The 13,415-nt window shown below is 62.9% G+C and carries 14 protein-coding genes; 5 read left to right on the plus strand and 9 right to left on the minus strand.

Annotated features, from left to right (window positions below):
• Positions 1 to 17: 17 nt before the first annotated feature.
• Positions 18 to 521 (plus strand): CAP domain-containing protein, encoded by a 504-nt coding sequence (locus VE26_RS16915; protein ID WP_052715575.1) that lies wholly within the window; start codon positions 18 to 20, stop codon positions 519 to 521.
• Positions 522 to 541: 20 nt separating this feature from the next.
• Here the strand turns inward: VE26_RS16915 and VE26_RS00840 are convergent, their stop codons facing one another.
• The 6 genes from VE26_RS00840 to VE26_RS00865 form a co-directional block, all read right to left on the minus strand.
• Positions 542 to 1,855, minus strand: coding sequence for a GH1 family beta-glucosidase (locus VE26_RS00840; protein WP_046103358.1), 1,314 nt, complete (start codon positions 1,853 to 1,855; stop codon positions 542 to 544).
• 110 nt (positions 1,856 to 1,965) lie between these two features.
• Positions 1,966 to 3,024, minus strand: coding sequence for an Mrp/NBP35 family ATP-binding protein (locus VE26_RS00845; RefSeq protein ID WP_046103359.1), 1,059 nt, complete (start codon positions 3,022 to 3,024; stop codon positions 1,966 to 1,968).
• 102 nt (positions 3,025 to 3,126) lie between these two features.
• On the minus strand, positions 3,127 to 3,780 hold the full coding sequence (fsa, locus tag VE26_RS00850; RefSeq protein WP_046103360.1) for a fructose-6-phosphate aldolase: 654 nt from the start codon (positions 3,778 to 3,780) through the stop codon (positions 3,127 to 3,129).
• 79 nt (positions 3,781 to 3,859) lie between these two features.
• Complete coding sequence (locus VE26_RS00855; protein ID WP_046103361.1) at positions 3,860 to 5,044, minus strand: amino acid aminotransferase; 1,185 nt, start codon at positions 5,042 to 5,044, stop codon at positions 3,860 to 3,862.
• 75 nt (positions 5,045 to 5,119) lie between these two features.
• Complete coding sequence (locus VE26_RS00860; RefSeq protein ID WP_046103362.1) at positions 5,120 to 6,046, minus strand: electron transfer flavoprotein subunit alpha/FixB family protein; 927 nt, start codon at positions 6,044 to 6,046, stop codon at positions 5,120 to 5,122.
• Entirely contained in the window at positions 6,046 to 6,804 is a 759-nt protein-coding gene (locus tag VE26_RS00865) for an electron transfer flavoprotein subunit beta/FixA family protein (RefSeq protein ID WP_046103363.1), read from the minus strand. The genes VE26_RS00860 and VE26_RS00865 overlap by 1 nt, the downstream gene beginning before the upstream one ends.
• Before the next feature lie 254 nt (positions 6,805 to 7,058).
• On the opposite strand from VE26_RS00865, the gene VE26_RS00870 reads away from it, so the two are divergent.
• Genes VE26_RS00870 through VE26_RS00885 form a run of 4 tightly spaced genes read left to right on the plus strand, consistent with a single transcriptional unit; the run spans position 7,059 to position 10,156 of the window.
• Positions 7,059 to 8,228 (plus strand): M20 aminoacylase family protein, encoded by a 1,170-nt coding sequence (locus tag VE26_RS00870; protein ID WP_046103364.1) that lies wholly within the window; start codon positions 7,059 to 7,061, stop codon positions 8,226 to 8,228.
• Positions 8,229 to 8,241: 13 nt separating this feature from the next.
• On the plus strand, positions 8,242 to 8,715 hold the full coding sequence (locus tag VE26_RS00875; RefSeq protein WP_046103365.1) for an AAC(3)-I family aminoglycoside N-acetyltransferase: 474 nt from the start codon (positions 8,242 to 8,244) through the stop codon (positions 8,713 to 8,715).
• 33 nt (positions 8,716 to 8,748) lie between these two features.
• The gene (locus tag VE26_RS00880; RefSeq protein ID WP_046103366.1) at positions 8,749 to 9,828 is read left to right on the plus strand and encodes an AbrB family transcriptional regulator; all 1,080 of its coding nucleotides are present in this window, start codon (positions 8,749 to 8,751) and stop codon (positions 9,826 to 9,828) included.
• Between the two features lie 25 nt (positions 9,829 to 9,853).
• Positions 9,854 to 10,156 (plus strand): hypothetical protein, encoded by a 303-nt coding sequence (locus VE26_RS00885; protein WP_046103367.1) that lies wholly within the window; start codon positions 9,854 to 9,856, stop codon positions 10,154 to 10,156.
• On the opposite strand, the gene VE26_RS00890 is transcribed toward VE26_RS00885, so the two are convergent.
• The 3 genes from VE26_RS00890 to VE26_RS00900 form a co-directional block, all read right to left on the minus strand.
• Positions 10,153 to 11,847, minus strand: a complete 1,695-nt coding sequence (locus VE26_RS00890; RefSeq protein WP_084619820.1) for an alpha-glucosidase family protein — start codon at positions 11,845 to 11,847, stop codon at positions 10,153 to 10,155. The genes VE26_RS00885 and VE26_RS00890 overlap by 4 nt on opposite strands.
• Positions 11,848 to 11,990: 143 nt before the next feature.
• The gene (locus VE26_RS00895; RefSeq protein WP_046103368.1) at positions 11,991 to 12,920 is read right to left on the minus strand and encodes a 2-hydroxyacid dehydrogenase; all 930 of its coding nucleotides are present in this window, start codon (positions 12,918 to 12,920) and stop codon (positions 11,991 to 11,993) included.
• 100 nt (positions 12,921 to 13,020) lie between these two features.
• Positions 13,021 to 13,401, minus strand: coding sequence for a DUF779 domain-containing protein (locus VE26_RS00900; RefSeq protein WP_046103369.1), 381 nt, complete (start codon positions 13,399 to 13,401; stop codon positions 13,021 to 13,023).
• Positions 13,402 to 13,415 lie beyond the last annotated feature (14 nt).

The raw sequence follows: 13,415 nt of genomic DNA on the forward strand, positions 1-13,415 counted from the left end.
GCCAGCGGAACCCAGTCATGCTCGATTATTCCCGCCGCGCCGTCCTCGCCCTTGGCGCCGTCTCCGTTCTGTCGGCCTGTTCGTCCACTATGCCCGTGCTCCCGGCCAAGGCGTCCAGCCGTCCGGAGGATCTGACCCGCGATCAGATCATGGCGGCCATCAATGATGTACGCCGGGCCAATGGTGCCGCAGCCTGGTCCTATAGCCCGGCTCTCGAAACCGCAGCGCGGTCGCAGGCGCGTCTCATGGCTCGCCGGGATACGCTGAGCCATGATCTGGGCGTCACCCTGCGCGAACGGGTAACCGAGGCCGGTTATGGCCTGGCTGTGGGTGAAAACCTTGCCAAGGGCTACAAGACCCTGCCCGAGACAATCACCGGCTGGCTCGGCTCCCAAGGGCACCGCAATACGCTGCTCTCGCCGCGCTTCGTTGAATTTGGACTGGCCTTTGCCCGCACCGGCTCAGGCAAGCTCTATTGGGCCATGATCGCCGGCGGCCCTTTCGAAGCCTGGCGCGCCTGAACGCGCCAGACTGAGAGCCTTCATCGGCTATTATGCAGCATGCCCTGGAAGGCGCGATAGCTTGCCTTGGGGCTGCGCTTTTGTGTCTCGTAGTCGACATGGACCAGGCCGAAGCGCTTGTTATAGCCTTCCGCCCATTCGTAATTGTCGAGCAGTGACCACGCGAAATAGCCCCGCACGTCGGCACCCGCTGCTCGTGCACTTGCCACGGCCTTGAGGTGGTCTTCGTAATACTTCACGCGGCGCGGATCATCCTCGCCTTCGACCTCGGCCATGCCGTTTTCGGTCACGTAGAGTGGGATCTTGGTATAATCTTTGGACACCCGAACCAGCAGGTCCGACAGGCCCTGCGGATAGATTTCCCAGCCGATATCGGTCTTTTCCAGAGGCCCCTTGACCTGCTCGGCGGGTCGTCCGGGCTGGCTCGAAGCCTTGTAGAGGCCGCGGGTATAGTAGTTTATGCCCAGCCAGTCGAGCGGACGGGAGACCACGTCCATATCGTGCTGATAGTTCGCGGGCAGATATGGCTCGAGCCACTGGGTCATCACTTCGGGATAATGTCCCTTCAGCACGCCCCCCAGATACCAGCGATTGAAGAGGGCATCGCCGAAATCGCAAGCCTTTTGGTCTGCTTCACTGTCACTGGCCGGTTCGGATTTCTCTAGGTTCAGCACGATACCGAGGTTCTTCGTGCCTTCTGCGCGCAGGGCATCGATGGCCGTACCATGCGCGAAGAGCACGTGATGCATGGCGCGCGCGGCAGCCCGCAAGTCCCGGTATCCGGGCGCATGAACGCCCAGGAAATGACTGAGGAACGCCACGCACCAGGGCTCGTTGATCGTCGCGGTTGCGGCCAGGCGATCGCTGAATTTCTGCGCGACGAGACTGGCATAATCGGCAAACCAGCTGGCAATGTCGCGGTTCATCCAGCCGCCCCGATCCTGCAGGGTGGAGGGCAGGTCCCAATGGTAGAGCGTGGCATAGGGCTTGATGCCGCGTTCGAGCATGCCATCGATCAGCCGGTCGTAGAAGTCGACGCCCTGCTGGTTGACGGCCCCTGTCCCCTCCGGGATCAGGCGCGGCCAGGCGAAGGAAAACCTATAAGCATCGAACCCGCCGTCGCGGATCAGATCAAGGTCCTGCGGCCAGAGGTCGTAATGATTGCAGGCCTCACGCCCGGTATCACCATTACGCACATTGCCAGGGGTAGCCGAGAACGTGTCCCAGATCGACTGGCCGCGGCCATGACCCTGACCACCCTCGATCTGGTACGCTGCAGTGGCGACGCCGAAAGTAAAATCGGGACCGAAATCCCGCCGCTCGATGGAAAACATGTCCCCTCCTTATGGCCTGTCTCAGGCTCACGGAGGCGGTTAGCACCGGAAATGGACCTTATGCAATCGATTTCAGCAATCGATTTAAATGGCGTACGTACGTCAGTTCGTCAGGGCACGCGGGTGACGAGCGTTCGAGCGATGGCCCTGTAGGCCAGGGCTTCCGGACCCTCTGGTCGCGCGGCGACGGGCGGGGTGCCGGCGTCGGATTCCGCGCGAATGGACATGACGAGCGGAATGGCGCCCAAAAACGGCATGTCGAGCCGCGCCGCCGCCTGTTCGGCCCCGCCCGTGCCGAAGATGTCGTAGCGAATGCCGGTATCGGGTGCGATGAAATAGCTCATGTTTTCAACGAGGCCGAGGACGGGGACACGCATCCGGCGCAGCATGTCGATGGCCTTTTGCGCATCGATCAGCGCCAGATCCTGCGGGGTTGAGACGATGACGACCCCGTCCACAATCGTCTGCTGGAAAAGCGCGATGTGAATATCGCCCGTTCCTGGCGGCAGGTCGATGATCAGCACGTCAAGCGCGCCCCAATCGGTTTCACGCAGCAATTGCCGCAATCCCGACGTCGCCATGGGGCCGCGCCAGACCACGGCCTGCCCCGGAATCAGCATTGAGCCGATGGACATGGCCTTGAGCCCGAAGGCGTCGTGCGGGGTGAAGATGCCGTCATCGCGCACAGCGGGCTTTCCTTCGATCCCCAGGAGCTTGGGGATCGAGGGACCGTAAAGGTCTGCATCGAGGATGCCCACCGCAAGGCCTTCGGCAGCGAGCGCCAGCGCGATGTTCACCGCTGTCGTCGATTTGCCGACACCGCCCTTGCCCGAGCCGACGGCAATGATCCGTTTGACGCCATTGACCCTGGTCTTGCCCGCTGGCACTGCGGATCCATGGCCGAATTTAGGACTGTTGGACTTCTCGGCCGTGATCGACACCATGACCTTGCGGCTGCCGCCAAGACGCTGGGCGATCGACTGCGCTTGCTCGCGAGCGGGTCCGAACGCAGCTTCCATGCCGCTCGCCACGGCGATGGCAAAGGCGATGGCGCCGGGCGTCACGATGATTTCGGACAGGCCCCCATAGCCTGCAAGATCGCCGCCGCCGGGAATTTCGACCTCGGCGAGCGCGGCTTTGATCTGTGCGGAGAGATCGGTATCGGCCATGGAAACCCCAAAAGAAGAAGACCCCACCCCGAATGTGTCGAAGGGCGAGGTCCGGGATGGTTTCGAGATGAGGCGAGAAACCTCGAGATGTCTGTAACTTGCTTAGAGGATCGACTGGCCTGTTCCGGCCCAATCCTTGACGAAACCCTCGATGCCCTTGTCGGTCAGCGGATGGCTGGCAAGCTTCTTGATCACGTCGGGTGGAATGGTCGCGACGTCCGCTCCGGCCAGGGCAGCCTGGGTCACGTGGTTGGGCGTGCGGATCGAAGCGGCCAGGATCTGGGTCTCGAACTGGTAATTGTCGTAGATCTGGCGAATGTTCTCGATCAGCTCCATGCCATCGAGATTGATGTCGTCGAGGCGGCCGATAAAGGGCGAGATATAGGTGGCGCCGGCCTTGGCGGCGAGAAGCGCCTGATTGGCCGAGAAGCAGAGCGTGACGTTTGTCGGAATGCCCTTGTCCTTGAAGTACTTGGTGGCCTTGAGGCCATTCAGCGTCAGGGGCAGCTTGATGACCACGTTGGACGCGATCTTGGCCAGGTGCTCGCCCTCGGCGACCATGCCGTCATATTCGAGGCTGGCGACTTCGGCCGAGACCGGATCGGGCGTGATCCCGCAGATTTCCTTGATGACTTCCTTGAAGTCACGGCCCGACTTGGCGATCAGCGACGGATTGGTGGTCACGCCATTGATGAGCCCGGCTTCGTTGAGCTCGCGGATGGCGGCGGTGTCTGCAGTATCGACGAAGAACTTCATCGTTCCCTCCTAAATAATCGTCCCGATTGGCCGGCTGGGCCAAGATGTAGCATGGCGGCGTGCTGCCGCAAGCGCTGGCTCAGCGGGTGGCTGCCAGAAAGGCCTCTGCGAGGTCGCCGACGCGATCCTCGGGAATTCCGGCGACATTAATGCGGCTATCCCCGGTCATATAGACCCCGTTTGCGGCTTTAAGATGCTCGACCGCATCAGTGCTGAGCCCCAGCAGCGAAAACATGCCGCGGTGATCGGCCACGAAATCGAAGTCAGACGAGTTCGATCGTTCGCGAATGGCATCCGCAAGTTTTTTTCGCAATGAAATCATGCGGTTACGCATGGCGGAAAGCTCGGCTTCCCATTCGGCGCGCAGGGCCGCGTCCTCGAGAATGGTGCGGATGATCTCCGCGCCATGATCAGGCGGCTGCGAATAGGCGCCCCGGATGATGTTGAGCAATTGCGAATTGGTGACATCGGCCTGTTCGGCATTGCGCGCCACGAGAATGGCAGCACCGACACGTTCGCGGTAGAGACCGAAATTCTTCGATCCGGAGAAGGCTATCAGAGCTTCGGGGACCGAGGATAGAATTTTGCGCGTGCCATAGGCATCGGCCTCGATGCCATCGCCAAAACCAAGATAGGCCAGGTCGATAAACGGCAGGGCGCCGGTGCGCGCGAGGCTTTCGGCCACCTGGTCCCATTGCGCATCGGTGAGATTGGCGCCAGTGGGATTGTGGCAGCAACCATGGAGCAGGACGACATCGTCGGCGCTCAATTGATCAAGCGCATCAAGCATTTGCTCAAATTTGACGCCACGGGTTTCCGGATCGAAATAGGGATAGGTGACGACCTTGAGGCCCGAATTGATCGCGATCGGATTGTGATTGGCCCAGGTCGGATCCGACACATGGACATTGGCACCGGGGCGAGCGCGGTTGATCAGCTGCATCAAAACCCACAGCGAGCCTGTGCCGCCGGGCGCCTGGGCGATGCGGACGCGGGCGCGATCGACGCTATCGGCAAGCACAAGGTCGAGGACGGCATTGCCATAGCCCTTGTTGCCGGCAATCCCGAGGTAAGTCTTTGTTTTCTCGTTCGAAAGAATGCGTTCTTCGGCCTTGCGAACCGAGGTCATGACCGGGGTCACGCCCTTCTCGTCCTTGTAGACGCCGACACCGAGGTCGATCTTTGCGGAACGCTGGTCGGCAGCATACTCGCCCATGAGCGCCAAAATCTTGTCGCCTGGGGCCTGGGTAAGGGTTTCGAACATGGGCGGAGGTCCGGTGGGAAGGCGCCGCCTTTATAGGCGGCTGAGGGATTTTTGCAATTGAAACTGCGCGGCGGATCAGGCTCGGTCGAGATCGAGCTTTTCCAGTTCTGCCGTCAATTTCGGAACGATTTCAAAGAGATCACCAATCAGCACGACATCGGCGATCTTGACGATCGGCGCTTCGGGATCGGAATTGATGGCGATGATTTTCTTTGCGCCCTGTATGCCGGCCAGATGCTGGAGGGCGCCGGAAATGCCGACCGCGATATAGAGGTCGGGGGCGATGATCTTGCCGGTCTGGCCCACCTGCCAGTCATTGGGGGCATAGCCGGCATCGACCGCCGCGCGGGTGGCGCCGATGGCTGCGCCGAGGGTTTTGCCAAGCTTTTCAATCAGTTGGAAACCTTCGGCCGATCCGACCGACACACCGCCGCCGACCACGATCTGGGCGGTGGAGAGGTCGGGAATATCGCTCTCGGTACGGTGCCCGGCAATGAATGCCACGACGGATTGGATTGTATTTTCAAGGGCTTCGATCGGAGCCGGACCCGCAGCGGCGGCCGGGCGGAAGGCGGAGGCGCGGAAGGTCAGCACGTGACGCGCCTGTGGATCGGAAACCGTTTCAAGGGCGTTTCCGGCGTAAATGGGCCGGGTGAAACGATTTTCTCCCTCGATGGCGATGATATCGGTGACCGGCTGGATGTCGAGGCTGGCGGCAAGGCGCGGCATGACGTCCTTGCCCTGGCTCGATGCGCTCGAGACCAGATATGTGTAGCCTTCGGCTAACCCCGACAGTGTCGCCACCAGCGAATCCGCTAGCAGACTGTTAGCGTTGACCATCACCTTTCGCACACCGGCCAATGACGCAGCCGCTTCCGCTGCGGCAGGGGGACCGGGCACGAAAAGATCGACGGGACCAAGCTGGGCTGCAGCGCTGACGATGCGCGCGGTAGCGGGCGACAGCACGCCGTTATCGACGTCGGCGAGAAGCAGAACGCTCATCACAGGGCCTCCATCGCTTTGACATCAGCGGCGATGAGGGCGGCGAGCGCGTCGACCGAACCAATGGTCGAGCCTGCCACGCGCTCGGATGGCGGGGAAATCTTTTCGACGATAAGGCGCGGAGCCAGATCGACAGCCAATTCGCTCGCCGGACGAACGGCGAGCGGCTTGGAGCGCGCCTTCATAACCATGGGCAGGGCGGCATTGCGCGGGGTATTGAGGCGCAGGTCCGCGGTGACGATGGCAGGCAGGGACAGAGCGATGGTTTCGCGCCCGTAATCGACCTCTCGGGTGACGCTGAGGCGATCACCTTCGAGCGTGATCTCCGAGGCAAAGGTGGCCTGCGGCCGCTCCGTCAGCGCGGCGAGCATCTGCCCGACATGATTGCTGTCATCGTCGACGGCCTGCTTGCCCAGAAGAACGAGCTCGGGCTGTTCCTCCTCGATGACCTTGGCCAGGAGCTTGGCGATGGCAAGGGTTTCGAGGCTGGCATCGGTTTCTACCAAGATGCCGCGATGGGCACCCATGGCCAGAGCGGTCAGGATGACGTCGGTACTGGCCTTTGGCCCGATGGAGGCGACGACGATTTCGCTCGCCTGCCCCTTCTCGGCAAGCTGAACCGCGGCTTCCACGGCATGCTTGCAGAACGGGTTCATGGACATGCGGACACCAGTGGTCTCGACGCCTTTCCCATCGGGACGGACCCGAATGCGAACATTGTGATCGACCACGCGCTTCACGGCGACGAGGATTTTCATAGCCAACCTTCCGGGCAGGTCCGGGGAACAGGGCTTCCCTTCGCAAAAAGGGCACCAAGGGGCAAGGCATGGATGGGGAATATCGGTTCGGTCTGCGCACAAATGTTGGAAAGTGGTGCCCGCACGAGCATTGCCATCCTGGGCTCGGACCCAGCCCTGAGAGCTGTCGGAACACTGGCACGCGGCCAGTGCAGTTGACGCCACCGCGTGGGACAGAGACACTGTCCCTCTCTCTCCGCTGTTTTGGTTTGCCTATGCCCGTTCTCAATCGTGTCGCCGAATTCCAGCCTGAAATCGCCGCCTGGAGGCGCGATTTTCATGCCCATCCCGAGGTGCTGTTCGATGTGCACCGTACGGCCGGTATCGTGGTGGAGAAGCTGCGCGAATTCGGTTGCGACGAGATCATCACCGGGCTGGGACGCACGGGCGTCGTGGCCATCATCAATGGTCGCAGCACGGCGAGCGGGCGAACCATCGGTCTGCGCGCCGATATGGACGCCTTGCCGATGACGGAAAAATCGAACGTCGCCTATGCCTCAACCATTGCGGGCAAGATGCATGCCTGTGGCCATGACGGCCACACCTCCATGCTGCTGGGCGCGGCGAAATACCTGGCTGAAACCCGCAATTTCGATGGCCGCGTGGCGCTGATCTTCCAGCCGGCCGAAGAAGGCGGCGGCGGCGGCAAGGTGATGATCGAGGATGGCCTCTTCGACAAGGTCAGCATCGACGAGGTCTATGGGCTGCACAATTGGCCGGGCATGCCGATCGGCACGTTCGGGATCCGGACGGGCGGGATCATGGCCGCGACGGACCGCTTCTATATCGACATCGAGGGCCTGGGCGGCCATGCCGCGCGCCCGCAGCAGACTATCGATCCGATCATCGTTTCAGCCCAGCTGGTCACGGCGCTGCAGACCATCGTGTCGCGCAACCTCGACCCGCTGGAAAGCGCCGTGCTCTCGGTGACCATGATCGAGGCGGGCGAAGCGGACAACGTGATCTCCCGGACCGCAAAGATCACAGGGACCGTGCGCACGCTGGACAGCGCTGTGCAGGACTTCATCGAGGCCAAGCTCGGCGAATTCGTACCTCAGTTCGCCTCGAGCTTCGGGGCCCGGGCCTCGATCCGCTATGCGCGGGGTTATCCGGTGACGGTCAATGCGCCCGACCAGACCGCCTTTGCCGCCAGCGTGGCCGCAGAGATCGTCGGCGCCGAGCGCGTCGATGCCGATACCGCACCATCCATGGGCGGCGAGGATTTCTCCTTCATGCTCAACGAGCGGCCGGGCGCCTACATCTTCCTCGGCAACGGCGACTCGACCGAGCTGCATACCGATACCTATGATTTCAACGACGAGGCCATTGCCGTCGGCGTCAGCTACTGGGTTCGCCTGGTGGAAAAGGCGCTGCCGGCAGCGTGAAAGGGAGGCCCGATTGGCCATCTGGCAGGTGAAGCGGCTGGGTCCTGCCGATCTGATTGATTTTCGCGGCATGAATGCGCTGTTCGGCACAGCCTTTGAGGACGCGCAGACCTGGGGCGCCAATCCGCCGAGCGACACCTATGCGGCCGATCTGCTTGGCAAGGACCATGTCTTCGCGCTGGCGGCGACCAAGGCGGACAGCGTGGTTGGCGCTCTGGTCGCCTATGAATTGCCCAAGTTCGAAAGCGAGCGCTCGGAAGTCTATATTTATGATCTGGCCGTCGCGGAGAGCCATCGCCGACAGGGCATCGCCACGGCGCTGATCGAGCGGCTTTGCAGTCTCGCGGCCGAGCGGGGCGCCTGGGTGGTCTATGTGCAGGCGGATTATGGCGATGACCCGGCTGTGGCGCTTTACACCAAGCTGGGCGCCCGCGAGGATGTGATGCATTTTGATATTCCGGTGCGGATGGCGCAAAGGAGTGATTGAGCCTTTGCGCCCGAGCGCATAGGAAGGGACGTCATGTCCCTTCCTGCCGCCTTCGGGCATCCCCTTGCCGCTACCATCCTGACCCTGGCCGTCTCTGCCATTGGTGGCGGAGCGGCGCATCTGATCGGTCTTCCCGCCGGCTGGCTCATGGGCGGCGCGCTGGCGGTGACGATTGCCGCCATGCTGGGCATGCCGGTCAGCATGCCCGACCGGCTGCGCGACGTGATCTTCGTGCTGATCGGCATGTCGATGGGCGCGAGCGTTGCCCCCGACAGCCTTTCGCTTCTGGCCAGCTGGCCGATTTCTCTGGCGGCGCTGGCGCTCGAGCTGGTCATCATCGTGGCCGCCACTGGCTGGATGCTGACCAAGGTCTTCAAGCTCGATCCGGGCACGGCCTATCTCAGTTCCTTTCCCGGCCATCTTTCCTTTGTCATGGGCATCGCGGCGACCGGGGTCGGCAATCCGCGCCAGATCGTCATCATCCAGGTCATCCGCATCCTGATGCTGACCATCGCCGTGCCCATCGGCGCGGTCTTTCTGCCCATCGACCATTTTGCGCCACCACAGGCCGCGGCCTTCCTCTCGCCGCTGCAACTGGTGCTGCTGGCGCTGGGCTGCGTGGCCATGGGCCTGGTCTTCATCTGGCTCCGGGTTCCCGCCGGCATGGTGCTGGGCGCCATGGCGGCCGCCATCCTCGCCAAGCTGGGCGGGCTCTATAGCGAGGCCATGCCCATTCCGCTGGTGGTTCTGACCTTCATCCTGACCGGCGCTTTGATCGGCTCGCGATTCCAGGGCATCACCAAGACCGAATTCCTCGCGGCGGCCAAGGGCGGGCTCATCGCCACCGCCATGACGGTGGCCATCGTCACCATCGTGACCCTGGGCGTCGCGCAGCTGGTGGACATGCCGTTCGGCCAGCTCTGGCTGGGTCTGTCGCCCGGCGCGCTCGAAGGCATGGGAGCGCTGGGCATCGCGCTGGGCTACGACACCGCCTTCATCGCCGCGCACCACGTCATCCGCCTGCTCATGCTCAGCGTTGCCATTCCCTTCGTGGTCATGCTGGTGCGCTGGCAGGAACGGCGGGCGCAGGAAAGCCGCAATCGCGTTTCATGAGCTGCCAGCAACACGGAGTTCGCCCATGCTGTCCCGCATCGCCTCAGCGCTGACCATCGCCTTGTTGTCCACCGCCGCTGCCCAGGCCTCGGCCGCCTGTTATGCTCATCGCCCGGGCGTACAGATTTCCTTCGGCATCTCCATCGGCGCGGAGGCCACCGAAGAAGAGCGGAACCGCTTCAATCTCATGCAATTGCGCCAGATGGGCATCGACGCGACCCGCGCCGAAATGTGGGGCGGCTGTATTCGCGCCTTCGTGCGCAAGCCCGAGGGCGGGGAGGAAATGCAATATTTCCACCCCGAGAGCTTCGAGCGCGTCGACCCCTAGATCGGGCCGGATCGGCCGGGCATCGTGCCGTCGTCGCGACGGATCACTGCATCGTCGGCCGACGCCAGGAACCGCACCGAGCCTTCCCCGGCGGGAGCGGGCAGGATGGCATAGCCATTGGGGCCGAGCGACAGACGACCATCATGCAGATCGGCATTGTGGCTGACCGGTTCGAGCACCAGCTCGACGCCCGACAGCGTGACGCTGAGTTTCTGCGCCGAGAGATTGAAGACGCAGACGAGGTCCTTGTTACCATCGGTACGGACGAAGGCCAGCACCGGCTCGTCGCAATCGAAGAAGGCGATGTCGCCGGTCTTGAGGCCGGGATGGCTTTTCCGCCAGGCCAGGATCCGCCGGTAGAAATTGAGCGTCGAGGCGGGATTGGCGTCCTGCACATCGACGCTGAGCGCGGTGGCGGCGTGCTTTATGGGCAGCCAGGGCCGGCCATGAGTGAACCCGGCATGGGGCAGGTTCTGCTGCCAGGGCATGGGCGTGCGGCAGCCGTCGCGGCCCTTGTCCTCGGGCCAGAAGCGGATGCCGCGTGGATCGGTCAGTTCCTCATAGAGAATGTCGGCCTCGGGCAGGCCCAGCTCCTCGCCCTGATAGAGGCCGGCCGAACCCTTGAGCGTCAGCATCAGGGCGATGGCCTGTCGCGACAGATCGGCGGGCGAGACGCTGTGCGGCGCCCAGCGGGTCATGTGGCGGATCACGTCGTGGTTGGAAAAACTCCAGCACGGCCAGCCGGTTTCCCCGCCCGAAAAGAAGGCTTCGACCTTGGAGCGGAAATGAGCCGCGGAAAATTTGGGGCCGAGGAAATCGAAGGAATAGCACATGTGCAGCAAGTCATTGCCGGACGTGTATTGCTTCATCAATTCGAGCCCGCGCTCGTCGTCGCCCACTTCCCCCACCGTGGTGGCGCCGGGATAATCGTCGAGCATGGCGCGCACCTTGCGCAACCAGCCCAGGTTTTCCGGCTGGCTTTTGGAATAGAGGTGGCTCTGCATGTCGTAGGGATTGGTGGCCGGCTTGCCCTCGAGCGCGGCCAGCGGCGGATTGGACCGCAGCTTGGCGTCGTGGAAATAGTAATTGACCGTATCGAGCCGGAAGCCATCGAGGCCCCGATCGAGCCAGAAGCGCATGGCTTCGAGCACCGCGTCCTGCACGGCCGGATTGTGGAAGTTGAGGTCGGGCTGGCTGGTGAGGAAATTGTGCAGGTAATATTGCTTGCGCGCCGTATGCCATTCCCAGGCCGAGCCGCCGAACACCGACAGCCAATTGTTGGGCGGGGTGCCATCGGCATTGGCATCGGCCCAGACATACCAGTCGGCGCGGCTATTGGAGCGGTTGAGCGCCGATTCGAGGAACCAGGGATGCTGGGACGAGGTGTGGCTGACCACCTGGTCCATGATCACCTTGAGGCCGAGAGCATGTGCCTTCTCGATCAGGAGGTCGAAATCCTGCAGCGATCCGAACAGGGGGTCGACCGCCATATAGTCGGAGACGTCATAGCCCATGTCCGCCTGGGGCGACTGGTTGATCGGCGAAAGCCAGATGCAATCCACGCCCAGGCTGGCAATGTGGTCGAGCCGGTCGATAATGCCCGGCAGATCGCCGATGCCGTCGCCATTGCTGTCCTGAAACGAGCGCGGATAGACCTGATAGATCACTCCGCCGCGCCACCATTCGGTCATCGATTTGCTCCTTGAGGGCTTTTCGGGGCGCAAGCTATCCGGTTCCGCCAACGCTGTTAATGGGCAAGAGCGGGAGCCCCTCATGCAGCGCGTGGGGGAGGTGCAGGGCTGCTGGGCCGACGCACATCCCCCTTTGTGGAGGACTAGACGACGGCGCTGATCAGCGGCTCACCGGCGAAATGGCGGTCGAGATTGGCGACGAGCAGCGCGCCCATGGCGTCGCGGGTCTGGTGGGTGGCGCTGCCCTGGTGGGGCGAGAGCACGACATTGTCGAGCGCGAAAAACGCCTCGGGCACGGACGGCTCGTCCACGAAGACGTCGAGCGCGGCGCCGCCGAGGCCACCCGATTGCAGGAGGTCCAGCATGGCCTTCTCGTCGATCAGCGTGCCGCGGGCGACATTGACGATGTGCCCCTTTGGCCCCAAGGCTTCGAGCACCTTGCGGCTGACAATGCCCTCGGTGCCCTTGCCGCCCGGCGCGATCACCACGAGCCAGTCGCTGTCGCGGGCCATGTCCTCGAGGCTGTCGTAATAGATATAGGGCATGTTGGGCTGTTCGCTGCGGCCATGATAGACGATGCGCATCTTCATGGCCTGCAGGCGCGTGGCGATTTCCTTGCCGATTCGGCCCAGGCCCAGAATGCCCACGGTCTTGCCGGTCAGTTCGGAAAAGAGCCCGAAATTGGCATTGGGCCATTTGCCCTGGCGAACGAACTGGTCCGATTGGGGCAGGCGACGGGCCAGCGCGATCATGAGGCCCAGCGTCAGCTCGGCCACCGCATCGTTGAGCACGTCGGGGGTATTGGTGACGCGGATATTGCGGGCCTTGGCCCCGGCAATGTCGATGCTGTCATAGCCGACCCCGAAGCTGGCGATGATTTCGAGATTGGGCAGCGCATCCATGAGATCGGCCTGGACGCCGGCGCCGGCATGGGCGCGGATGCGGCCGCCGTTTTCGGCAAGCCAGGCGGCCTTGTCGTCCATCTCGTGCAGCTTGTGGACGCTGTAGCGGGCGGCCAGCGCCTGTTCGCAGGATGCGAGGAGGGGGCTGGTCTGCAAGATCTCGATAGTCATGAAATGGGGTCTCCCTTTGTGCGGGAGAGTAAAGGGCGCGGGCCGTCGGGCCAAGGTCGGGCGGAGCCAATTGCGTTCCGCCCTGCGGAAAACCGCCCGCTCAGGCGCCGATGCTGACCGCAGCGCGGTTTTCGTGCTCGTCGTCGGTGAAGACGCGCGAGCGGGTGAGGAAGCGCCGCTCGGTGCCGTTATCGAGGCTGAACATGCCGCCCCGCCCGGGAATGGCATCAATGATCAGCTGGGTATGCTGCCAATATTCGAACTGGCTGGGCGACATATAGAACGGATAGCCGCCAATTTCGCCCATTTTCACGTCCCTGTCGCCAATGATGAAATCGCCCTGCGGATAGCACATGGGCGAGGAGCCGTCGCAGCAGCCGCCGGACTGGTGGAACAGGATGGGGCCGTGACGGGCGACGATTTCCGCGATCAGCCCTTCGGCCTGGGGGGTGGCAACGACGCGGGGAACGGGATCGGACATCGGGAGCTCCGCTT

Source organism: Devosia chinhatensis (assembly GCF_000969445.1).
GTDB lineage: Bacteria > Pseudomonadota > Alphaproteobacteria > Rhizobiales > Devosiaceae > Devosia > Devosia chinhatensis.